The organism is Sphingobacterium hotanense (genome assembly GCF_008274825.1).
GTDB lineage: Bacteria > Bacteroidota > Bacteroidia > Sphingobacteriales > Sphingobacteriaceae > Sphingobacterium > Sphingobacterium hotanense.
This window is the reverse complement of record NZ_CP030848.1, coordinates 524,791-547,526: the sequence shown is the minus strand read 5'-3', so window position 1 is coordinate 547,526 and position 22,736 is coordinate 524,791. Positions and strand designations below refer to the sequence as shown.

Sequence of the window (22,736 nt, the reverse complement as noted above, 5' to 3'; positions counted from 1 at the left end):
AAGCTTCTATTTTGAAATATTAGTCTACGATCTTTCCGATCAATGTTGCTGATGTACAGCTTTCTCCTAATACATTAACGTAGTCGCCTACATTATAGCGTTCATCTACCGGGAAAACAACCATTGTATTCTGGTCATTTCTACCGCAGTAGTCTTTATCTGAACGTTTAGAGAATCCTTCGATCAACACACGATGAACTTTGCCCACAAAGTTCTGCACGCGATATAAACTATGCTCGCGCTGAAGATCGACAACTTCCGTCAAGCGGCGCTTTTTCACCTCTTCCGGGATATCGTCCTCATAGCGCTTTGCCGCCAATGTACCTGGTCTTTCCGAATAAGCGAACATATAAGCGAAGTCATATTTCACATATTCCATCATCGACAAGGTTTCCTGATGCTCTTCCTCCGTCTCTGTACAGAAACCGGTAATCACATCGGTAGAAATACCACAGCTAGGGATGATACGACGGATTGCATCTACGCGTTCCATATACCATTCTCTGTCGTATGTTCTGTTCATCAGCTCCAATACTCTAGAGTTTCCAGACTGTACTGGCAAGTGGATATACTTACAAATATTATCATAGCGTGCCATCGTATGAAGCACCTCATCTGTAATATCCTTCGGATGCGACGTAGAGAATCTAATGCGCAACTCCGGACTCACCTCTGCAACTAAAGCTAATAACTGTGCAAAGTTTACAGTAGGCTTAGGCTCTTCGCCTTCCGCAACGGCAGGCGTATATTTATACGAGTCAACGTTTTGACCCAATAAGGTTACTTCTTTGTATCCGGCGTCAAACAATCCCTGTGCTTCTTTGACGATAGATTCCGCATCTCTACTGCGCTCGCGACCTCTCGTAAAAGGCACAACACAGAATGAACACATATTATCACAACCACGCATGATAGAAATGAAAGCCGAGATACCATTCGAATTCAAACGAACCGGACTGATATCAGCATATGTTTCCTCACGAGATAACAAAACATTTACCGCACGACCACCTTCGTCAACCTTATCAATCAGATTCGGAAGATCTCTGTACGCGTCCGGTCCCACCACCACGTCAACCAATTTCTCTTCTTCCAAGAACTTAGCTTTCAAACGCTCTGCCATACAGCCCAACACACCAACGACCATACCCGGATTCTTTGCCTTCGCTGACTCAAACTCTTTCAGACGATTACGAACGCGGGTCTCCGCATTCTCGCGAATCGAACATGTGTTGATAAACACCACGTCCGCATCCCTATAATCACGCGTTGTTTCATACCCTTTTTCCATTAGGATAGAAGCAACAATCTCACTGTCCGAAAAGTTCATCTGGCATCCGTAGCTTTCGATATAAAGCTTACGACCATTGGACATTCCGGTAGGCACCAACTCCAAAGCCTCTCCTTGGCGCGTCTCATCGTGTGTTTTAGTTGTATGTGATAACTCTAGCATAGTCAATTTTCAAAGACTACAAAGTTAGTAATAAAAACCAAAAGAAATGACAGTTTGTCAGCAGTTGACTAAAATTTAACAAAAAAAGCCAAACGCGAAAAGGCGCATCAAATGATACGCCTTTTCTATCTATTTATACTGTTGTTCTTATTGACCAGCTTCTTGCTTAGCCTCTTGTTGCATTTTTTTGCTCGCTACAATAACGATCTCAACGCGACGGTTTTCTGCTCTACCAGCTTCTGTATCGTTCGATGCTATTGGCTCCGAGTAGTTCTTTCCTTCAGTTTTGATACGTCCACTCGCTAAACCTTGAGATACAGCGTATGATTTCACTGATGCCGCACGTCCATCAGATACTTTCTGGTTAGCCTGAAGCGTACCTACGTTATCTGTGTGTCCTAAAACTAAGATTTCAGTATCCGGCTCTTTATTTAATGTCTCTACTAATTTCGCAATATTTTCTTTTGCGCTAGCTTTCAACGCAGTACTATTGAAATCGAATAAGATTCCCGAATCAAATTTAACCAAAATACCTTCACCAACCTGTTCTACTTCAGCACCAGCAACAGTGTTCTCTATTTCTTTGGCTTGCTTGTCCATTTTCTTACCGATCAATGTACCTGCAGCACCACCGATAACCGCACCAGCGATAGCACCAACTGCTGTGTTACCAGCTTTACCACCGATCAATGCTCCAATAGCACCACCTGCAGCCGTACCAACTACGGCACCTTTTGTTGTGCTACTTGTATTTTGGATAGTTGAACAACTTGCAAACATCATCGCTGAAGTTGCAACTGTTAATCCGTATACCGCTAATCTTTTATTCATTTTCATAATCACTAATTTTATCTTAATACCTTTAATTGTTTCAATAAGAAATGAATTTGCAAAGCCAATGCCAAAATGCATTTCACCAAAACCAATACACTATAATTTGCTAAAAATCAGCGTGTTATTTTTGCTGCTCTGGAATTTCTAACTTTGGAAGTCGTTGGGATTTTGGTCTTCCCTGCTCATCCCAAGATTTAAAGGACCTCGTAATGTAGCTCATAATATCATACTGACCCCAATATTGTGCAGTACTATACGAAGGGCGATAAAGATCCATAAAGGACTGTAGCTCTTCCCCCTCCAACTTGGTCAATTGCGTGACCAAAGTTTTATTAAAAATCCGATCTACTTTAGTTGCTTCCAGCTCTTGATGCATATATTTCTCAAAACGCTTCGCATTCTTTGCTTCCTGACCAAACAGATTATAAAGTGCTGTTGCAGGACTTGCTAGGTAGGTTCCGAATTTATTCTGTCCATTGTTGTAAACACCCTTTTTTCTATACTCGTCCAAATAACCACGCAATTCCGCTTCCTTCGAGGTACGGGTAACAACAACCGTTTCAATGGTCAATCCGGACTGCAAATCCACTAGAATATCTTCCAAGGTCCTAACGACTGTCTTTACCGGACCGTAGCCCACTTTATTGAACGACAGCGTGTCGCCAACTGCTGCGAAAATGGTAAATACACCATATGCATTCGTGCGAGCCGATTGTCCGTTCTTTAGGTTATTCACATTGACATCGCTAATCCGAGTACTCGTGCCTTTCTCCAATACTAAACCAGAAATAGACCCTGCCTCCTGCGCGTGTAACGAGAAAGCACAGCCTAAGCATAGCAATAGACTTAAAAGGACTATATTTTTTATTTTATAATGCATAGAATATGCTAAAGGTAGCAATAGTTTAGACTGACAAATGTTAAAAAGTTTAAAAAAGATAGCGTTAATATGGATAAAAAACGAAGTTTGCACCCTCCGGAACGATCACGAATAAACACATAAATTCATTCGCCGGCTTGAAACTTTTCTCAAAATAGCCGCGCCTATCTTCGTCAATCAGGCCCTTTTCAATAAACTCTTCCAGCGAGCTAGCGTGAATAGTCCAAGCGGCATTCAATTCATTACGATCCAGAATCACCTCACCCAAATCCACTTCATGCTGGTGTGCCACAAAAATAGGGAACACGGTATATCCCTCTGCCATCAGCTCCACGGAAACCTCTTGAATAGCTTCCTTATAGAAATCTAAATCTGCTTTCAAACTAACTAGAGGGCTCTTTCCTTTCGGAGCTTGCCCCTCACCTTCCGGCTTATTTAGTAAATCTTGTAAATCCATTATTTCTTCAGTTTTAATAAGACCACGTTCTCCACATGTTGTGTATGAGGGAACATATCTACGGGTTTTATTCTCGCTACTTCATATTTGCTTTGCAGCATTTCCAAATCACGAGCCTGCGTAGCTGCATTACAGCTTACATAAACCACCTTCTCACTTTCCATTTCCAGAATACGCTCCACCACATCGGCATGCATACCCGCGCGCGGAGGATCCGTGATCACTACATCCGGCTTGCCGTGCTCCTTGATGAAATCGCTCGTTAAAACATCCTTCATATCCCCAGCATAGAACTTCGTATTGTCGATACCATTGATTGCCGAGTTGACCTTCGCATCCTGGATCGCTGTAGGCACATATTCAACACCTACAACTTCGCGAGCTGTTTTCGCTACGAAGTTGGCAATTGTACCAGCGCCTGTATATAAATCGTAAACCAGCTCGTCCCCTTTTAAGTCCGCAAACTCGCGCGTGATCTTATAAAGCTCATAAGCCTGACGCGAATTGGTCTGATAGAATGACTTCGGCCCTACTTTAAATTTCAGCCCTTCCATTTCTTCATAGATAAAATCACGACCGGCATAGATGTGAATATCCTGATCGAAGATCGTATCGTTGCGCTTCTGGTTGATAATATATAGTAAGGACGTAATCGTCGGGAATTTTTCTTGAATGAAAGACATCAACAAATCAACCTGTCCGTCTTCCGGATAAGCGAATACAACGATAACCATCAATTCTCCTGTGGAAGAAGTACGTATAATCAAATTTCTTAATGCACCTTCATGTTGTTTCAAGTCGTAAAAAGAGATCTCATTGGCCTTCGCAAATTCAAAAATGCTATTGCGCAAATCGTTTGACGGATCTTGTTGAAGATAACAATGGTCTACCGTCAAGATCTTATCAAATCTTCCCGGCACGTGAAACCCTAGGGCATCCATCGAATCGCCCGGCTGCACATCATCCAAATCGGTTAACCACCGTTTATTGGAAAAAGTAAATTCTAATTTATTACGGTAGTAGCTTGTTTGCTCCGACGCCAAGATCGGTTCCATATCCGAAACATCAACCTTCCCGATACGAGCAAGCGCGTTTCCAACATATTGTTCCTTGAACTTCAGCTGCGCCTCATAGGTCATATGCTGCCATTTACAGCCGCCACAAACCCCAAAATGAGTGCAAAACGGCTCAACACGATATTCCGACGCCTGCTTAATCGCCGTCACACGCCCCTCCACAAAGCTCTTTTTCTTGCGCATCAACTCCACATCAACCACATCCCCAGGCACAGCACGCTCAATAAAATAAACTAAATTATCCTGCTTAGCTACACCTTTTCCCTCTTCTGCAATGTCAATGATCGACAGATCGGAAATAAACTTTTTGTCTTGAGCAATTCTTCTTCCCATAGTGGGTGCAAAAATACGATTTAGATTAGATATTAGATGTCAGATTTTAGACATTAGCATATGACGTTTACTTTTTCGCAATAAACGTGCGAATATCGTCTAACAAATATTCGTCAAACAATCGTTCAATGATGTCTATCCTACAACAAGGTTGCCTCAACCAAGTAAGGGAGCATATCTTTTTGGAAGGAAATAAAATTCTTGCGGACGTCTGCGACGGAGACGGCGGTAAATGCGAAGGAGAATACGATATTCTTGCTACACTTGATCAGGAAGGTGAGGCGTTCTTCGGGGATGGTGGCGCTGATGGTTTCATTTTGCATAAAGGAGCGCAACAACAGAAACTCTAAATCGTCCGAGAGTATCTTGAGGTATTCCTGCGCATTGGCAGACTCTCGGAGGAATTCCCAGCCTACAAACTCATTACAAACCGTATAGGTAACACGGCTGACCCTGAGGATGGTATTCGCCAGAAAGGTCGCCAAGTCCTTTTCGTTAACATGCTTATTCAAGATGTCCGACACATTCTCTTCGATATAATCCATCAGGACAGCGTGAAGGATCAGTTCCTTACTCGCAAAATGTTTGTAAAAGGTCGCTTTAGCGATGGAAGCGTTTTTGGCGAGTTCGTTGACACTAGTTTTGTTATAGCCATACTTTCTAAAAAGTTCGCGAGCAGACTTCTTAATTGCTATGACTATTTTATCTTCCATTAACTAGTTTAACGTTTATAAAGTTCTACTGCCCAGGGTATGGGCAGCAGAGGTTTGATTTTCATTATATTAAATGATCTCTGTTTCGAATTGAGACAAGAAACGAACATCATTTTCCGAGAATAGCCTTAAGTCGCGAATCTCATATTTCAAGTTGGTGATACGTTCGATACCCATACCGAATGCATAACCCGAATATTTCTTACTGTCGATACCACAGTTCTCCAATACATTTGGATCCACCATACCACAGCCTAAGATCTCTACCCAGCCCGATTGCTTACACATCTGACAACCGGCGCCCTTACAGATCGAACAGGAGATATCCATCTCTGCCGAAGGTTCTGTAAAAGGGAAATAAGAAGGACGGAAACGAACTTTCGTATCCTCACCGTACAACTCTTTCACAAAGTGATATAAAGTCTGCTTCAAATCTGCAAATGAAACCTCCTCGTCTACGTACAAACCTTCCACCTGATGGAAGAAGCAGTGTGCACGAGCAGAAATAGCTTCATTACGATAAACACGCCCAGGCATAATCGCACGGAATGGAGGTTGTCCGTTTTCCATCAATCGAACCTGTACCGAAGAGGTATGCGTACGCAATACCACATCATTACCGTCTTGTTTCTTCACAAAGAAGGTATCCTGCATATCACGCGCTGGATGCTCCGGAGCAAAATTCAATGCCGAGAAGTTATGCCAATCGTCTTCAATTTCATTACCTTCGGCAACAATGAAACCTAATTTCTTAAAGATCTCAACGATTTCTTTGCGCACTAAAGATAATGGATGTCTTGAACCGACTTGGAAACCTTCGCCCGGTAAGGTAAGATCACCTTCACTCTTATTCTGACCGCTATCCGCTGCATTATTAAATTGCTCTGAAGCTTCCTTAAACTTGTTTTCAGCTAATTGTTTGAATTCGTTCAATACTTTACCCAAAACGCGCTTCTCTTCTGATGAAACCGTTTTGAACTCTTCGAACAAACTCTTCACGACGCCTTTCGACACTAAAAACTTAAGACGGAATGCTTCCACATCATGCGCCGAATTCGGAGCAAATGCTTCAATCTCTTGGGTATACTGCGTTATTTTATCTTGCAACATGCGCCAAAGATACAGCAATTTTTAAAAAGTTTATGATATGCTCGGGTAATTAATTAGGCAAATGTTAAAATGGCAAGCCATCATTATCATCATCATTCTCCGTAAAATCAACAGATTGTTCTTTTTCAGCTTCAGTGGTAGATGTAGCGGTAGATGATCCTTGTGGATTTTGCGGCTCGAAGTCCGATCGACGTCCTAATAAATTAAAGCTCTCAGCAACGATTTCTGTCGTATATCGACGAATACCTTCTTTATCTTCATAGGAACGGGTTCTCAATTTCCCTTCGATGTAGACCAACTTGCCTTTACTTAAGTACTTTCCCGCAACATCAGCAAGTCCACGCCATAAAACGATATTATGCCACTCGGTTTGCTCAATACGCTTACCGTCTTTACTGAAGGTCTCTGATGTTGCCAACGGAAAACTCGCCACGCTTACATTACCTTCCAAATAACGGATCTCAGGGTCTTTACCTAGATGCCCTACTAAAATAACTTTGTTTACACCAGACATACGATAATCAATAATTTAGGATTAGTTAGCACTAAAAATATCGCTCAACGAAAGAGCTAATGAGTTTATGTTTAGCTAATTTATCTAAATTTTCCAACAAATAATAATTCCAATTGCTTTTTTTCGCTATATCTGTATCGATATTTTCCAGCTTATAAAAGCTCGCGTAAATATTCTGATGACTAAGAACATGCTTCTGCATCCCGACGATCGGGCGTAGCTGTGCATCCCCAAAAATATCGCGAAAAGCAGCAGATGCTTGCAATTCAATGTGCGATTGCATCTCACTAGTTTCTAACATCGGAAACTCAAAAAGGTTTGTCCAAACATCACCTTCCGGGCGCTGCGACATCATCACCTCGCCATCGCGCTCCAGTACAAAATAATGAAAATATCGGTTCCGGCTTTTTTTTCCTTTCAATTTCTTTGGAAGTTCTGCCTGTAAGCCCTTCCCATACGCAACACAATCGACTTGTAATGGACAAATACTACAATCTGGATTCTTCGGCTTACATTGCATAGCGCCGAAATCCATCATCGCCTGATTATATTCTCCCGGATGCACCCGATCTAATAACTCATCGGCAAGCTTGGAAAACAACTTCTTACCAGCGGTCGAATTGATGGGCTCTTCAATTCCGAAATAACGTGATAAAACGCGGAAAACATTGCCATCTAACACCGCATGTGCGTGATTTTCAGCGAAGGAGGCAATGGCAGCAGCTGTATATTCGCCCACTCCGGGCAGCGATAAAAGATCTTTATAATGCGTCGGAAATATGCCATCATACAGATCAACCACCTGTTTAGCAGCTTTATGCATATTTCGAGCACGGGAGTAATACCCCAACCCCTGCCATAAGCGAAGAATACTTGCCTGTTCAGCGGCAGCGAATTTTGTTACATTTGGATATTCCTCTACAAATTTAAAAAAATATGGTGTCCCTTGCTCAACTCTTGTCTGCTGGAGGATGATCTCGGAAAGCCAAATAATGTAGGGATTCTTTGTTTCTCGCCATGGTAATGCTCTTTTATGGTCATGGTACCAATCGAGTATACGTGCTGAAAATGACATATTGCAAAGATGAAAATTATTCCAAGAAACGTTAGCAGGAAAGTTATTAAATGTTAAAAAATCCTTAAATATTTAAGAGTTGCTATAAATTAGCAATTCGACTAGCAGTATTTAGAGAAGTAAAAAGTATGATTAAACAAAAGACTTCCGTTGTTATTCTAGATGCCAACGGAGATTCTGATCGCAAGATCCAGGTTCCTACTTTTATAGTAAAAAACTGGAAAAGAGTTCTTGGCTTGGGCATTTTATTGATTTGCCTAGCCTGCGGTACTATCGTTTACCTCGCTACAAAAAACACCAGCGAACGTTACGAAAAAGAGTTAACTCAGAAAGTGAAAGCCCTTGAGGCTGCAAAACAATCGCTAGCAACGGAGGAAGCCTCAAATCAAATGAGTATGGAGCAAGTCCAGAAATCATTTGACGCTATCGATAGTACTCTTAACCAAATTAATGCCAAAATGCGTAAAAGGGGATTAAAAGATATCGCCCCTAAAATAAAAAACGTCGGAGGACCAGTTGAGGAGGAAATAAACTTGGAAGAACTAACCAAGTTTTACAAGAAAGAGTTAAAAAATTTAGATAAGAAATTAGAAGGTATTCCTTTAGGAATTCCTCATCATGGCAAGATTACATCACGCTTTGGTTACCGTCGCAACCCTTTTACAAATAGAGGTAGAGAAATGCATTCGGGCATTGATATCAAAGGCAGAACCGGAGAACCTATTAAAGCGACTGCTGCGGGCAAAGTGGTGCATGCAGGTTACAAAGGTCAGTACGGACGTGTAGTCATTATAGAACACAGCAATGGATGGGAAACTAGATACGCACATCTTTCCAGAACAAATGTTCGCGTAGGACAACGTGTAGAAGCGGGTCAAATAATTGGTGGCTTAGGAAATACTGGCCGATCAACAGGTCCACATCTTCATTATGAATTGCTGAGCAACGGCACAAAATTAAACCCGGAGAAAACATTAAGATTTTAAGTTAGTCGAAGAATACTAACCACCTATCAGAATTTATCAAAAGAAAAAAAAGCATTGTTCAGATAGTTCAATGCTTTTTTAATAATCCTACTTTAGGATACTCCCCTTTTAACCCCAACACAAACCCAATGCTACCCCAAATCAGAACCCATTCGGAAGGGCTTTAATTTGAGTTTGATACGAGTTTGATTTAGGAGTCACCAAAACATATTTTCTACAAGAATTTTTCTGCAAATGAAAAATCTTTGCACAGAGTTGGTCTTAAAAAATAGAATCATGAATGCTTTAATCGACTTGACCGCGGATTGTTAATAAATAATGAATTATCCCTTTTGAAGAATCAAAAAAAACAGGGATTTTTGAAAAATAATTCACAACAACATGAAATTAGCTACAGTTTTCACCTTGCTATGTCTAATCGGACATTTAGCTTTCGCTCAAGAAGAAGAAACTATATCCACTGACGAATTAGAAGTAACGAATGATATCGAGCTCGGTGCTGGCTATATTGCTTATCATGACTCTACAAGCTTTAGTTATGGTCTAAAAACAGAGGACGGTCGCGTGTTAACTCGGCCCATTTACTCATCTGTTGGGGAATACATCGATGGAACATTCGTCGTTGTCACCGAAGACTATAAATATGGGATCATCGATACGACTGCAAATTTCACTGTTCCGTTGGAATATGATGAATTACTATTTGACCCTGCTGTCAATGCCTATATCTACTCCAAAGATGGGCAAGCTGGCTTAATGGATAAGCAGGGTAAAAAACTATGGAACGTCAGCTATTCATCGCTTGCACCATTCATTGATGGATATGCCGTGTATTCTGAAGGAGACAAATATGGTTTGGTTGATCAATCCGGTAAAGTCGTAGTTCCTGCGGCTTACGAAAGCATTATGCAGTTCGACAAGAAATACTATGTAGTTTTGGATGGTTCTAACATGCAGGTCTACACGATCAAAGATCAAAAGCTTGTAGTGGGCGATTTCCAATACTTATTTCTAGCCTATGTAGACGATCTCTTTGTAGCCAGTCGTGATGGCGTGAGCTACGGATACATCAATGGTAAAGGAGAGACGGTAATTCCTTTTAACTACAGCTTTGCCGGGCAATTTGTCGACGGCTATGCCAATGTGGTTAAGACAGGAGAAGAGGAAATGATCTACATCAACCAGAAAGGCGAGGAAGTGAAGCCTAATGTGAACTATTAAGCCGGATGGAATATAAAATTCATACCCTACATCGTGGTAAATTTATTTGGATACTCCTTGGCGGACTCTTCGCTGTTGGCTATATCCTTTCTTTTTTTGAGCTACGCGAATTGATCAAGATTATTGCGTTGCTGTTCTGTATTCCAGCGATTATGTTTCTTGGTGCCAAGCTCAGTTATCAGGATTCCACCTGGACTATCGATGGCAACCGCCTTATCATTGAGAAGGCCGGTAAGACTTCGGAAGTTGCTATCGACCAAATTGAATACATCAAGAACCACATGCGTTCAGGCGGCAACCTATTAGCGATATACCGCAAGGGCAAATCCACGCCGATGCGGGTTTGGCGAAACAAATTATTCGTCCATACAGATCAGTTTGACGAGCTGACGGCTCGCCTTCGTGAGCTGGGCATCGAGTTTGTCATTGCCTAAAAATTTAGGTATCGTGATTGCTACATCGATACCTAATTAATCAATCAAACATTTTTGTATTTTTGGGGTTATGAAACTTAAATTTTCGATAACCCTTCTATTCTTAACGGTAGTATCGCTTGCTGGATTTGCACAGCGTAAAGGCTACTGGCAACAAGGCGTTGACTATACAATGGATATTGATGTCAATGAAAAGACTTTTCAGTATGATGGAAAGATGACCTTGAAATACAGCAATAACTCCGGTCAGTCGTTAAACAAGGTGTTTTTCCATCTTTATTTTAATGCTTTCCAACCTGGGAGCATGATGGACGAGCGCTTGAAGGTGATCCCCGATCCCGATCGCCGCATGATGCAGAATACCGGCAGCAAAGAAAAACCGCAATTACAGAGCAGAATATCGACTTTAAAACCTAACCAAATCGGTTATCAGAAAATCAAAACCGTGAAGTTCAACGGTCAGGACGCGACCTTCAAAGAAGACGGTACGATCTTGGAAGTAACTTTACCTTCCGCAATTGCGGATAACAGCAGCGCAACATTCGAGCTGACATGGGAGGCGCAAGTCCCTGAGCAAATACGCCGCAGCGGACGCAACTCGGCAGAGGGCGTTGCTTTCTCGATGACACAATGGTATCCTAAGATGGCACATTTCGATGAGTTCGGATGGCACTTAGACGAATATGTAGGTCGCGAATTCGTTGCTCCTTTCGGGAACTTTGATGTGACTATCCATATCAATAAAGACTATGTAATCGGTTCATCCGGCAAATTACAGAACCCATCGGAAGTGAAGGGTTATGTAAAGAATGCTAAAGTGAAGACGAAGAACAATAAGGCTTCATGGCATTATAAAGCGGAAAACATCCATGACTTCGCATGGGCTGCAGATCCGAAATTTGTGGTCGACTCAGCAAAATCCAAGGGTGGTATTACGGTTTACACGGTATTCTTACCTACCGATGCGACTATCGTTTCAAACTGGAAAACGGCATTAGGCATGGCTACTGATTTCTTCGACTTCACCGCAACGAAGTTCGGTGCCTATCCATGGTCTACTTATACGGTAGTTCAAGGTGGTGATGGTGGAATGGAATATGGTACCGCGACTTTGGTAACAGGAGGTAGAGATCTGAAAGGCTTAGTGGGCGTTATTTTCCACGAAGCGGCACACTCCTGGTATCAGCATCTATTCGGTATCAATGAAACAGTAGACGAGTGGTTCGATGAGGGTTTTACCAGCTACATCGAGGATTTAGCCTATCAGGAATTGTTCTTAAGACCAACAGCTAGAGCACTTAATCCTATTGGCGCGGCCTATAACTCGTATTATAGATTAGCACTTTCGGGCAAAGAGGAACCAATGAGCCTATTGGCGGATTATTATAACACAAACTTTGCTTATAGCACACAGGCTTACAGCAAAGGGGCAGTATTGGCAGAGCAATTAGGCTATATCATTGGAAAAGAAAACCTGCACAAGACTTTCCTTGCCTTCTACGATAAATGGAAATTCAAGCATCCCACGCCAAACGATTTCAAGCGTACTGCTGAAGAAATTTCCGGCATAAATTTGAAATGGTATTTCAATCTATTCTTAAATACTACGCGCAAAATAGACTATGGTATTACGAATATCTCTGATAACGCGTTAACCATCCGTAATAACTCTGATTTTGCGATGCCTATTGATGTGTTGGTAACTTATACCGATGGCAGTAAAGAGTTGTTCTACATTCCGCTACGTGAGATGCGCGGTGAGAAACCAGCAGAAGAGTCATACAGTATCTATCAGGGTGTTAAGCGCACCGTACTGGCCGACTGGTTCTGGACGAAGCCTAGCTATACGATTACACTTCCGAAGAAAGCAAAAGAGGTGGTAATCGATCCGACACAGCGTCTGGCTGATGTAAAACAGGACGATAATGTGTATAAGCCCTAATCGGCTAGGGACATCAATATTCCAATGAACAAAGGCTGCTAGATCTTCACTAGCAGCCTTTGTTATTAGAGATTTACGGGTATCTATTACTCTTCTAAGGCTATTTTCAAATGGTCATATTCTGCCTGCCACAAGTCTTTCTTCGCTTGGTTATAACTTGCATAGGCTTGCATAAGTTCTGTTAATAAGATGCGACCCGCATGAAACGCTTTTTCTTTGGTCGCTTTATTTTCTAGCGCCAAACGTTCGATCCGCTGATAAGCTGCTAATTTCTTTTCTGCTGCTTGCAATTTTACAGTCTTTTGCTGGCTTTGTATCCTATCGTTTAACTGTTCTTCTTCCAGTTGAAGGCTGGTCAATTGCTGTTGTAGGTTATTCTTTCTAAGGCTTGGCTGCAAGGTGAAATAGGTGCTGAGCGGAATGCGCAAAGCAAGGTTCACAAAGCTATTTCCAAACCAGTCTGAGCCCCTGTCGAGCCGGAATTCATTACTATAAAACTGTTCCCCCAAATAGGCATTTAGCTTAAGGGTAGGCAATAGCTCCTTTTTTAGCGATCGCTGCTGCAGCTCATTCATCTGCTGGTCGAGCTTCAACATTTCTAGATCGTAGTTGTGAAGTTGTAAAGCCTGGATGAATTGACGGATGTCCTGCATATTTGAACTCAATACCTTCGTCGTATCTAAATCTTGATATCGCCCAAGTTCTAAATCAGAGTCGACCAATACAGACCATGCTTCATAAAGTGTTATTCGCTTGCGCTCAAGTTCCTGCTGTGCTTGAACGTATTCGGATGTCCCTTCTCTCCCCTCTTCGTATCTGGATTTAACGACAGCGAGTATCTTTTGATAAGCGATGGAGTCTTCTACGGCTAATGCATATTGCTCACTGGCCAGAACGACCGCAGCATAGGCTAGAGTTGCATCTTTTCTCCACTGCTCGGTTTGGCGTACTTGCTCGATCGTCGATTTATTGATCTCTATTTGTTTTTGTTGCTGCGTGACGGTCCGTTTAGGGTCGAAAATATCCCATTCCATTTGTACGCCGACCTTGGAAGACCATTTGGTAGCAAACTTGAGCGGTATAATGGCACCATTGGGTGCAGTCGGATCGAACGCAATCGCCGGAACCGGCGTCGTCGGAATAATGAGATTATGCTGCAGATTCGCATCAATATAGAATACCGGAATGCGTGTTTTTTTTTGTTCACTTAGTTCTTCCTGTTTAATCGCCGTTTCTACTTGCCATTGCTGCAAGCTGTTGTTCTTGCTCAATTCTCCCCACAATTGTTCGATGCTCAGCGATTGTGCAGCAACCCAAACAGGTAGGATAAGCAATATGACAGATACAATCTTTTTCATGTTAAAATACCGAGGCAGGTTCGAGTTTGGAAATCTTCCGAACGGCGAACAAGGATCCTCCAATGGAAATTATCAGGGTAATAAATAATAAAAACAAGGCAAAGCCAACACTGATTTGGATCACTAGTCCTGAATTGGCGACACCGAACTTAAAGCCGTATAATAACAGCATGGCGATGCTATAGCCAATGATCGCGTAAAGGAAGGCCTGCGCGACGATCAACTTATTGACGTATCCTTTTTTCGCACCAATAGCTTTTAGTGTTCCATAATCTTTGATACGGTCTAATGCCGAAGAGTATAGGGTCAAGCCAATGATGAAAAAGCCGCTGATCATAGCGAACAGCACTAAGGTTCCGAAGCTCATCCCCATGTTGGAGGTAATGAGAATTTCGCGAACAGTAGAGCTTTCCAACTTTCTGGGATCCCAAGCCTGTAATTGTGGGAATAGTTGCCCAATATCCTGCGCAATCTGTTCCTTATCAGCGCCTTCTTTAAGCTTGGCGACTATTACGCTTACTTTGGTCGGATCTGCATTGCCTAGCAATCGGGCGTTTTCAATCGAGGTGTACATCAGGCTAGCACCGAAGGCTTGTGCATTTCTCGTTAATAAAGTAATCATTGCCCGCTTCCCATTAATTTCGATAGGCTTGTCCAAATGGAGCTCGGTATTCCAGGTCTTTGCACTAAATGTCTCCGCGGATACGGCATTGGGATCTATGAGCGAACTGATCTCTCCTTCCGCTATCCGATTGGGGATTGGCCCCATGATAAACTCAGGTACCGGCGACCCTACGAGCGTGACAGCTGCAGTTTTCCCATCCAAGAAGGTGGCTTGAGCGGGTGCCAAGACCACAGGATAGGCGATATCGACGGCAGGAAGGCTACCAATTTGTTGAACTAATCGCTGGTCGATACTATTTACCGAATTGATGTTATTGCTTTGCGCTTCGATGATCCACATCTCATTGTCCTGAACCGGCGCATTGCCGACCAAGTTGCCCATCAAGCCCATCAGAAAGAACAATAGCCCCAACTGTTGACCGATCAAGAAGATGCTGATCACAATAGCGATGATAATACCTACGCTTTTGGCGCGGTCATACCGAATAAATTTAAACGCTAATTTCAACATCTATCTAATCCTTATGGTACAATCAACTTTAGAATTAATGGTTAATACATTATTTCCTTCAATCTCAATTTTTATCTTTCTAACGCGACGATCCTGCCCCTCATTAGCCGTTTCATATAAGATAGATTTCTCCGATAGAATCGGGCTAAGGTAGCTTATCCGTCCATTGGCTGCTTGATCTTTCCGGCCTACCGGAAAAATCAGTACCGACTGCCCGACTTTGACATCATTCACAAAAAGCTCATCGACCTCGGCTTCAACCATCGGATGCTCTACATCGATGATTTTCCCTAACTCCATCGCTGCCTGCACACTCTGCCCAACTTTTGCTACCAGATCCGTAATGACACCGGATGAGGCGGCAATGATTTGAAAGTCTGATCTTGTATTTTGGGCTTTTTGAATTTCAAGCTGCTGCTCGTAGGCGGAGGCTTGCTGGGCTTGTTGTTTTTGCTGTAAACCTTTTAACGTAAGCTCCTGTTGTTGCCAATTAGAATAATCCGTACTCATCTTTTCTTTGGTTTCAGCATCCTGCTCATACAGACGTTTGGACGTTTCGTATTTATCTTTCAGTTCATCGGCGTAAACCCTCGCCTTCCGTATATCTTCTAGAATTGTTCTGTTTTCTTTGTTTAGGCTATTGAGCTGCGCTTGGGCTTGCTGCACATCGAGGTCAGTATTTCCCGCCTCCAGCTGCATGAGCAATTGCCCTTTGCTAACGGAGTCGCCATCCTCTATCATAAGTTCTTTGATGCGAGCGGAAGTGTTGGAGGAAATGATGGTCCAATCTTTCGCGCTTACCACTTTTCCAACTGCCTTGATTTCCTTGATTTCTTCAAGTATTTCTTTATTGGATTGCTGCTTCTCTTCCTTTTTGTTGCCACAGGAAAAAAGTGCTACGAAAAGCATGAAAATTAACAGTATGCAAAATATTCTATTTGTAGTCATCTTCATTTTTTATGGTATTTGACACGATACCCTCTTCAACATAGATTACGCGATCAGCAAATTTGCGAAGGCGTAGATCGTGCGTGACAATGATTACAGCTTTTCCCGAGTCTGCGAGCGATTTAAGCTCATTCATGATCATTTCGGCGCTCTTAGCATCTAATGAGGCGGTCGGCTCGTCACATAAAATCATCGACGGCTCGGTTACTAGTGCTCTGGCAATTGAAACCCGTTGCTTTTGCCCGCCACTAAGCTTCTTCGGCAGATTTTTAATACGATCTCCCAATCCCACTTCTTCTAGCGCCTTCTTCGCCTTTTCCGAGGCCTTTCCTGAATCCATTCCCTGAAGAATTAAAGGTTGCATCACATTCTCTAAGGCATTTAAAGGTTCAATAAGATTAAAATGCTGGAAGACGAATCCGATCTCTTTAAGTCGCAAATCGGCTAGTGCATTCTCCTTAAGTTCGGTCACCTCCTGGCCTTTGTAGAAAACGCGTCCCGAGGAAGGATAGATCACAAACCCCAGAATAGATAACAAAGTGGTCTTACCGCTCCCTGAAGGCCCCATTATTAGCGTAAGCTCTCCGCTGTTGAAACCTATATCCGTCGTATCTAAAGCAGTGATGCTCGTATCTCCGGTTTTATAGATTTTATTAACAGTTTCCAACTTAACGATCTCTTCTTTCATAGCGTATGGTATAATAACACCGACCTCTTTCTAAAAGTTTGTCTAAACTTCACGAATATCGATAAAAATTCGCATTATTTCTAAGTGTGGAATATTTACTCTGTGTTAACTCTTTATCCAGAGTTAACACAAAATCCCCTAATATTTAACAGTTGATTAAACACCTGTTAAAGGCATTTCGCTTCTTTTGCAACAATTTCCTAGGATAGGAACAAAACATTATTAATCTCATTATTTTTTATGAATTTATCTTTACACCGTAATTACCGGAATTGCACAAAGCTAGGTCTTACGCTGGTTATGTGTTCTTTTCTGGGCAGCTTGTATGCATCGAAGCCCGTTGATAGACATTCAACTAACCCATTTTATTCCATTGATGCAACCTATTCCAATGGCGCTATTAAAAATGAGAACAACGAAGCGGTTGTTGGGGCGACCATCCGAAACTTGACAAATAAAGCTGTCGCTGGAAGTAAGCTGGATGGGAGTTTTCAAATTGAAGCTAATTCCGGCGATGTGCTGGAGATAAGCTCGCTGGGCTATGTTACTCAACGTGTCACGTTCAACAACGCTCCAATAAATATCATCCTCGTAAAAGAAGAGTCTGCAATCGAAGAGGTCGTTGTGACCGCAATGGGCATCAAACAACAAAAGCGAAAGATCGGATATGCAACGCAGGAGGTAAAAACAGAAGTTTTAGATCAATCTAAAACAATGAATATAGGTAATGCTCTGTCTGGACAAGTGGCTGGTTTAAACGTTACGAATCCGACTGGTATTTTCCAAAAACCCAACTTCTCGCTTCGTGGGAAAAAGCCGATTATCGTTATTGACGGTATTGTAGTAGAAACTGATTTCTTTGATGTTCCAAGTGAAAACATTGCAAACATCAACGTATTGAAAGGTACAGCCGCTTCTACCCTATATGGTTCACGTGGTAAAGACGGTGCCATATTGATTACAACAAAGTCCGCTACATCTGAGAACCTGGAAGTCAACTTCACTTCGACCAATATGGTTACTGCAGGATTTACCGTATTCCCGGAAACACAGAATGAGTATGGTTCTGGTTCTAATGGTAAATATGAGTTCTGGGATGGCGCTGATGGCGGTATCTCTGATGGTGACATGACTTGGGGTCCTAAGCTTGATGCAGGCATTCAAGTACCTCAATGGAATAGCCCCGTTAGAAATAAGAAAACTGGGGAGATCATCCCTTGGTGGGGAGATGTTAAAGGAACTATTTATGACGACCGCGCATTATACGAGCGCGTACCGACAGACTTCGTCTCGCATAACAATCTGAAGGATTTCTTACGCATGGGTTTTGTAAATGACAACAACGTAAGCTTGGCCTACAAAGGTGAAAAAGCCGCTGTATTCTTTACTGGAAAGTATGCGATCCAACAAGGTCAGGTTCCTAACTCACAGTTACAATCAGGAGGTGCAATTTTGAACACATCTTATATGTTCAACCCATCCTTGCAATTGGATGTGAATTTATCTTACAATAAAGTTTATTCGCCAAACTATCCTCGTTACGGCTATGGCCCTAAGAACCACATGTACACCATCTTATTATGGATGGGTAATGACGTGAATGGCAAAGAGTTAAGCGAACATTTATATGTACCAGGTCAAGAAGGGTTCCGCCAAGCGAATTATAACTATGCATGGTACAACAACCCTTATTTCGCAGCACAAGAGTTGAATCAACAGCATAACCGCGATGTATTGCATGGACAGTCTACTTTAAACTGGCAGATATCTCCAAAGTTCTCCTTACAGGGGCGTGCTTCGGCAAGACAAAACATGACTTTTGAAGATATGCAAAGTCCGAAATCTTACATGAACTATGGAGACTCCAGAAACGGTGACTATAAAGTTTGGAACAACAAACGTCTTGATTTCGATGCTGACGTACTAGCAACTTATCAAGATAACTTCGGTGAGAACTTCGGAATCAACATTAATGCTGGTTCTTCCACTTACCAAAGAAAGTTCAATAACTTCTACTCAGCTACTGATGGACTGATCGTACCGCAACTTTATGCTTTGGGAAATACACAAGGTCCTTCGACTTCAACGTCGTTCCTTTCCGAGAAAGTTATTCGTTCGGTTTACGGATCGGTTAGTTTTGATGTCTTAAGATCTACTTACTTAAACTTTTCAGCTAGAAATGACTGGTCTTCGGCATTACCACAAGGTCAGAATTCTTATTTCTATCCAGCGGTATCTTTAAGTTCTATCTTATCTGATTACTTCAAATTACCTGCAGGAATTGACTACTTAAAAGTGTATTCATCGCTTGCGCAGGTATCCAGCGATTTAGATCCATATAGCACATATTTAACTTATGCGAAGAGCTTAACATATGGTGCAACACCATCTGTAAGCTATCCGGAAATCCTTGCTAACCCTAACATTAACCCAGAGCGTTCCACATCCTTTGAAGCTGGTTTTGCTTTATCATTCTTAAATAATAGAGTTAGCGCAGAAGCGACTTATTATAATGTAGGCGATGAGTTTCAAATTCAAAACTTACCAACCTCAGGAGCATCCGCATTCAACTATAAGAAGTCGAATGTCATCGACTACAGAACGCATGGTGTGGAAATAATGTTGAGCATCAACCCGATTAAGAGAGAGAAATTTAACTGGGACTTCGGAGTAAACTGGAGTCGTCAGATTAAGAAAGTTGAGCATATTGAAGGGGCCAAAAAATTTGGTGAGCTTAAGGTTGGCGACCGTGCGGATTCATTCTATGCGACGGTTTGGCAGAAATCTGCTGATGGTCAGGTGATCTTAAATCCAAATACGCGAATGCCAATCCGTGACAGTTATGCAAAAAACATCGGTCATTTAGAGCCAAATTGGAGATTCGGATTACAGAATAGATTCAATATCCATGATGTTACTGTAAATCTAGATATCGACGGCTCAATTGGCGGGTTGATTAACTCTGTTACACATGAAAAAATGTGGTGGGGAGGAAAGCATCCTTCATCGACCAAATATCGCGAAGCAGAATACAGCGCTGGCAAATATGTATATGTACCGGAAGGTGTAATAGTAACTGGTGGTGAATTGAAGAGAGATGTTGATGGTCATGTAATCTCGGACACACGTCAATATGAGAAGAATACACAAGCGGTTAGTTGGCAAACATGGAGTCAAATATATCCTTATCAGGCGCGCGTAACAGAGGATGAGAACAAATTCTTCGCGAACGTATTTGACCGCTCGTTTGTGAAATTGAGACGTCTGTCTGTAGGTTATGATATCAACAAGTTTATCAAAACGGACAAGGTAAAAGCAATTAACGCCTCGGTATTCGGATATAACTTATTGATGTGGCAGAATATTCCTTACCTAGATCCTGACTTTGGTGATGACAACAACTTGCAAGACCCATCATCACGTTACATCGGTGTATCCTTAAACTTTAAATTCTAAACAATGAAAATCAATTCATATATTCTATTGGCGCTTGCCTTGTTCTTAGCATTTACGAATAGTTCATGTCGTAAACTATCGGAGATCAATACCAATCCCAACGAATCCAAAACCACACACCCACAGTTTTTATTAACAAAGATTGAATGGGACGCATTCAACTCCTTTAAAGGTACTGGGCCTTTATACGCATTAAAAATGATCGTACAGACGGACGGCGAAAACGCGAATCAGATTTATGCATGGCAACGTAGCGACTTTGGAGCATATAACAATTTGAGAAACGTAACGAAGATGATCGAGGAGGGCGAGCGTATGGCTCTTCCTGAATATGTTGGGATTGGCAAATTCATCCGTGCTTATTATTTCTACAACTTAACCTTAACTTTCGGAGATATTCCCTATAGCGAAGCTTTAAAAGGAGAGAGCGCTGGTTTGTTAACTCCGAAGTATGATAGCCAAAAAGACGTGTTTTTAGGCATCTTAAAAGAGTTGGAAGAGGCGAATACCTTGTTATCAAAAGTTGAGTCGAAGATTAATGGAGATATCATCTATAACGGGTCGGCTTCACAATGGCGCAAAATGGTAAATGCATACCGCTTAAAAGTGTTGATGACATTATCTACGAAAGAAGGGGATGCGACTATTGCTCCTAAGGAAACGTTTGCAAATATCGTTAGCTCGCAGCCTCTGTTTACAGGATCTGGCGACGATGGAAAATTAGTCTATTTAGACCAGGCAGGAAACCGTTATCCGGAGTTCAACTCAAGTGGTTATGGTTCAGGGATGTATGTAGACTCTACTTACATCAAAAGACTTCAGGACTTAAAAGATGCTCGTTTATTTGTGCTCTTTACGAGGACTCCAGAAGCGGCAAAAGCAGGTAAACCCGTAAATGACTTCAAGGCGTACGAAGGTGGAGACCCGATTAAGCCTTATGGGCAAGTGAATGAGAAAGCGACTAAGGGCTTAGTATCTAAAGTTGCGGACCGTTTTACGAAAGATGCTACGAATGAGCCATCTATATTAATTGGATATGCTGAGCAGCAGTTCCTATTAGCGGAAGCTGTAGTTAGAGGATGGATAAGCGGCGATGCGAATACCTATTATGAGGAAGGCATCAAATCAGGCTTTAAATTCTATGAAAACTACGCTAAGAATATGGCGAGCTATGTGAATGAATCTGTCGCCAATACTTACCTTGCTCAGTCATCAGTTAAATTAAGTTCAGTATCGACGAAAGAAGCTAAGCTTGAGCGAATCCTTATGCAAAAGTATCTTCGTTCTTTTCATCAGGGAGGTTGGACAGCCTATTTTGATCATTTAAGAACCAGCTACCCAGAGTTTGCGAAATCTAACAAAAACCACATTGCTTACCGTTGGATGTACCCAGCGGGCGAATACAACAATAATTCAGCAAACGTATCAGCAGCGATTGCTAGTCAATTCGGCGGTTCTGATGTCACAACGGCAAAACCGTGGTGGTTAAAATAAGCTCAAGTAATATCAACTCCTATAAATTTAAAGGGCTGTCCGATTGGACAGGCCCTTTATTATTTAAGATGGGTTGGTATCTTCTGCATGTGTTCTAACCTCTTTCCGAGCAAGGTCTTCTCACCTACAACCTCAAAACCTATTCGCTCATAGAGTTTCTTTGCATTGGGATTGATTTCATCGACTAGGAGTCCAAGGGTAATCCCTTGTTTTTCCACATATTCATCGATCAGGAAATGCAATATCTTCGTACCAATTCCTTTTCCTTGCTGACTTGGGTTTACGCCTATACAGTCGATATAATATTCTCCTGCCTGAGTCTCTGCTTCGGGGTTAAAATCCAAGTCGTAGGCTTCGCGCAACAAGTTAGCCACCGGTGTCCGGAGTTGCTCCAGATGAGCGCCATCGTACAGCAGCGCCGTTGCAACGACCTGACCGTCCTCTTCTACAACCCAGTTATTGTTGTATGAATATTGATTGCCCTCATGCTCAACGAGTGTGGAAATAAAGCGATAAGCTTCATCATAATTCTCTTCACCAATGAATAGATAAACGATATCCTCCATTGCCAGCAATAAATGTTCGGCGATAGCTGCCGCATCTTTCTTCTCTCCTTTTCGTATCTGCAT

General features: G+C 42.1%; 20 protein-coding genes. 6 read left to right on the top strand and 14 right to left on the bottom strand.

Annotated elements, in window-relative coordinates; genetic code table 11:
• Nucleotides 1–19 precede the first annotated feature (19 nt).
• From miaB to mutY, 9 genes are all read right to left on the bottom strand, one after another.
• Nucleotides 20–1,453 (bottom strand): tRNA (N6-isopentenyl adenosine(37)-C2)-methylthiotransferase MiaB, encoded by a 1,434-nt coding sequence (gene miaB / locus DSM08_RS02220; RefSeq protein ID WP_149524609.1) that lies wholly within the window; start codon nucleotides 1,451–1,453, stop codon nucleotides 20–22.
• A 147-nt stretch (nucleotides 1,454–1,600) separates the two neighbouring features.
• Nucleotides 1,601–2,284 carry an OmpA family protein gene (locus DSM08_RS02215; RefSeq protein WP_394344160.1) on the bottom strand — a complete coding sequence of 228 codons (684 nt, stop codon included), beginning with the start codon at nucleotides 2,282–2,284 and terminating at the stop codon, nucleotides 1,601–1,603.
• Nucleotides 2,285–2,408: 124 nt separating this feature from the next.
• On the bottom strand, nucleotides 2,409–3,167 hold the full coding sequence (locus DSM08_RS02210) for a hypothetical protein (RefSeq protein ID WP_149524608.1): 759 nt from the start codon (nucleotides 3,165–3,167) through the stop codon (nucleotides 2,409–2,411).
• Between the two features lie 64 nt (nucleotides 3,168–3,231).
• On the bottom strand, nucleotides 3,232–3,624 hold the full coding sequence (locus tag DSM08_RS02205) for a hypothetical protein (RefSeq protein WP_149524607.1): 393 nt from the start codon (nucleotides 3,622–3,624) through the stop codon (nucleotides 3,232–3,234).
• Nucleotides 3,624–5,033 (bottom strand): 23S rRNA (uracil(1939)-C(5))-methyltransferase RlmD, encoded by a 1,410-nt coding sequence (rlmD, locus tag DSM08_RS02200; protein WP_149524606.1) that lies wholly within the window; start codon nucleotides 5,031–5,033, stop codon nucleotides 3,624–3,626. The genes DSM08_RS02205 and rlmD overlap by 1 nt, the downstream gene beginning before the upstream one ends.
• Before the next feature lie 140 nt (nucleotides 5,034–5,173).
• Nucleotides 5,174–5,746, bottom strand: a complete 573-nt coding sequence (locus DSM08_RS02195; protein ID WP_149524605.1) for a TetR/AcrR family transcriptional regulator — start codon at nucleotides 5,744–5,746, stop codon at nucleotides 5,174–5,176.
• 69 nt (nucleotides 5,747–5,815) lie between these two features.
• Entirely contained in the window at nucleotides 5,816–6,856 is a 1,041-nt protein-coding gene (gene pheS, locus DSM08_RS02190) for a phenylalanine--tRNA ligase subunit alpha (RefSeq protein ID WP_149524604.1), read from the bottom strand.
• 64 nt (nucleotides 6,857–6,920) lie between these two features.
• Nucleotides 6,921–7,370, bottom strand: a complete 450-nt coding sequence (locus DSM08_RS02185) for a single-stranded DNA-binding protein (RefSeq protein ID WP_149524603.1) — start codon at nucleotides 7,368–7,370, stop codon at nucleotides 6,921–6,923.
• Between the two features lie 31 nt (nucleotides 7,371–7,401).
• On the bottom strand, nucleotides 7,402–8,445 hold the full coding sequence (mutY, locus tag DSM08_RS02180) for an A/G-specific adenine glycosylase (RefSeq protein ID WP_149524602.1): 1,044 nt from the start codon (nucleotides 8,443–8,445) through the stop codon (nucleotides 7,402–7,404).
• A 128-nt stretch (nucleotides 8,446–8,573) separates the two neighbouring features.
• On the opposite strand from mutY, the gene DSM08_RS02175 reads away from it, so the two are divergent.
• The 4 genes from DSM08_RS02175 (at nucleotide 8,574) to DSM08_RS02160 (ending at nucleotide 13,028) form a co-directional block, all read left to right on the top strand.
• Complete coding sequence (locus DSM08_RS02175; protein WP_149524601.1) at nucleotides 8,574–9,431, top strand: M23 family metallopeptidase; 858 nt, start codon at nucleotides 8,574–8,576, stop codon at nucleotides 9,429–9,431.
• Nucleotides 9,432–9,812: 381 nt separating this feature from the next.
• Nucleotides 9,813–10,652 carry a WG repeat-containing protein gene (locus tag DSM08_RS02170; protein WP_149524600.1) on the top strand — a complete coding sequence of 280 codons (840 nt, stop codon included), beginning with the start codon at nucleotides 9,813–9,815 and terminating at the stop codon, nucleotides 10,650–10,652.
• Nucleotides 10,653–10,657: 5 nt separating this feature from the next.
• Nucleotides 10,658–11,086 carry a hypothetical protein gene (locus DSM08_RS02165; protein WP_149524599.1) on the top strand — a complete coding sequence of 143 codons (429 nt, stop codon included), beginning with the start codon at nucleotides 10,658–10,660 and terminating at the stop codon, nucleotides 11,084–11,086.
• Between the two features lie 70 nt (nucleotides 11,087–11,156).
• Nucleotides 11,157–13,028, top strand: a complete 1,872-nt coding sequence (locus DSM08_RS02160; protein WP_149524598.1) for a M1 family metallopeptidase — start codon at nucleotides 11,157–11,159, stop codon at nucleotides 13,026–13,028.
• 86 nt (nucleotides 13,029–13,114) lie between these two features.
• Here the strand turns inward: DSM08_RS02160 and DSM08_RS02155 are convergent, their stop codons facing one another.
• The 4 genes from DSM08_RS02155 to DSM08_RS02140 are packed head-to-tail and all read right to left on the bottom strand — an operon-like array spanning nucleotide 13,115 to nucleotide 17,157.
• Nucleotides 13,115–14,386: a TolC family protein gene (locus DSM08_RS02155; protein WP_149524597.1), complete on the bottom strand. Its 1,272-nt coding sequence runs from the start codon at nucleotides 14,384–14,386 to the stop codon at nucleotides 13,115–13,117.
• A 1-nt stretch (nucleotide 14,387) separates the two neighbouring features.
• Nucleotides 14,388–15,521: an ABC transporter permease gene (locus DSM08_RS02150; RefSeq protein ID WP_149524596.1), complete on the bottom strand. Its 1,134-nt coding sequence runs from the start codon at nucleotides 15,519–15,521 to the stop codon at nucleotides 14,388–14,390.
• Nucleotides 15,522–16,475, bottom strand: a complete 954-nt coding sequence (locus DSM08_RS02145) for an HlyD family secretion protein (protein ID WP_149524595.1) — start codon at nucleotides 16,473–16,475, stop codon at nucleotides 15,522–15,524.
• Complete coding sequence (locus DSM08_RS02140; protein ID WP_149524594.1) at nucleotides 16,456–17,157, bottom strand: ABC transporter ATP-binding protein; 702 nt, start codon at nucleotides 17,155–17,157, stop codon at nucleotides 16,456–16,458. The genes DSM08_RS02145 and DSM08_RS02140 overlap by 20 nt, the downstream gene beginning before the upstream one ends.
• 240 nt (nucleotides 17,158–17,397) lie before the next feature.
• On the opposite strand from DSM08_RS02140, the gene DSM08_RS02135 reads away from it, so the two are divergent.
• Nucleotides 17,398–20,613: a SusC/RagA family TonB-linked outer membrane protein gene (locus DSM08_RS02135; protein WP_223110856.1), complete on the top strand. Its 3,216-nt coding sequence runs from the start codon at nucleotides 17,398–17,400 to the stop codon at nucleotides 20,611–20,613.
• Between the two features lie 3 nt (nucleotides 20,614–20,616).
• Nucleotides 20,617–22,107 (top strand): SusD/RagB family nutrient-binding outer membrane lipoprotein, encoded by a 1,491-nt coding sequence (locus DSM08_RS02130; protein WP_149524593.1) that lies wholly within the window; start codon nucleotides 20,617–20,619, stop codon nucleotides 22,105–22,107.
• Nucleotides 22,108–22,166: 59 nt separating this feature from the next.
• Here the strand turns inward: DSM08_RS02130 and DSM08_RS02125 are convergent, their stop codons facing one another.
• Entirely contained in the window at nucleotides 22,167–22,736 is a 570-nt protein-coding gene (locus DSM08_RS02125) for a GNAT family N-acetyltransferase (RefSeq protein ID WP_149524592.1), read from the bottom strand.

Coding starts and splice junctions, on each gene's coding strand:
- miaB (WP_149524609.1), bottom strand. CDS start 1,453: ATGCTAGAGTTATCACATACAACTAAAACACACGATGAGACGCGCCAA.
- DSM08_RS02215 (WP_394344160.1), bottom strand. CDS start 2,284: ATGAATAAAAGATTAGCGGTATACGGATTAACAGTTGCAACTTCAGCG.
- DSM08_RS02210 (WP_149524608.1), bottom strand. CDS start 3,167: ATGCATTATAAAATAAAAAATATAGTCCTTTTAAGTCTATTGCTATGC.
- DSM08_RS02205 (WP_149524607.1), bottom strand. CDS start 3,624: ATGGATTTACAAGATTTACTAAATAAGCCGGAAGGTGAGGGGCAAGCT.
- rlmD (WP_149524606.1), bottom strand. CDS start 5,033: ATGGGAAGAAGAATTGCTCAAGACAAAAAGTTTATTTCCGATCTGTCG.
- DSM08_RS02195 (WP_149524605.1), bottom strand. CDS start 5,746: ATGGAAGATAAAATAGTCATAGCAATTAAGAAGTCTGCTCGCGAACTT.
- pheS (WP_149524604.1), bottom strand. CDS start 6,856: ATGTTGCAAGATAAAATAACGCAGTATACCCAAGAGATTGAAGCATTT.
- DSM08_RS02185 (WP_149524603.1), bottom strand. CDS start 7,370: ATGTCTGGTGTAAACAAAGTTATTTTAGTAGGGCATCTAGGTAAAGAC.
- mutY (WP_149524602.1), bottom strand. CDS start 8,445: ATGTCATTTTCAGCACGTATACTCGATTGGTACCATGACCATAAAAGA.
- DSM08_RS02175 (WP_149524601.1), top strand. CDS start 8,574: ATGATTAAACAAAAGACTTCCGTTGTTATTCTAGATGCCAACGGAGAT.
- DSM08_RS02170 (WP_149524600.1), top strand. CDS start 9,813: ATGAAATTAGCTACAGTTTTCACCTTGCTATGTCTAATCGGACATTTA.
- DSM08_RS02165 (WP_149524599.1), top strand. CDS start 10,658: ATGGAATATAAAATTCATACCCTACATCGTGGTAAATTTATTTGGATA.
- DSM08_RS02160 (WP_149524598.1), top strand. CDS start 11,157: ATGAAACTTAAATTTTCGATAACCCTTCTATTCTTAACGGTAGTATCG.
- DSM08_RS02155 (WP_149524597.1), bottom strand. CDS start 14,386: ATGAAAAAGATTGTATCTGTCATATTGCTTATCCTACCTGTTTGGGTT.
- DSM08_RS02150 (WP_149524596.1), bottom strand. CDS start 15,521: ATGTTGAAATTAGCGTTTAAATTTATTCGGTATGACCGCGCCAAAAGC.
- DSM08_RS02145 (WP_149524595.1), bottom strand. CDS start 16,475: ATGAAGATGACTACAAATAGAATATTTTGCATACTGTTAATTTTCATG.
- DSM08_RS02140 (WP_149524594.1), bottom strand. CDS start 17,157: ATGAAAGAAGAGATCGTTAAGTTGGAAACTGTTAATAAAATCTATAAA.
- DSM08_RS02135 (WP_223110856.1), top strand. CDS start 17,398: ATGAATTTATCTTTACACCGTAATTACCGGAATTGCACAAAGCTAGGT.
- DSM08_RS02130 (WP_149524593.1), top strand. CDS start 20,617: ATGAAAATCAATTCATATATTCTATTGGCGCTTGCCTTGTTCTTAGCA.
- DSM08_RS02125 (WP_149524592.1), bottom strand. CDS start 22,736: ATGCAGATACGAAAAGGAGAGAAGAAAGATGCGGCAGCTATCGCCGAA.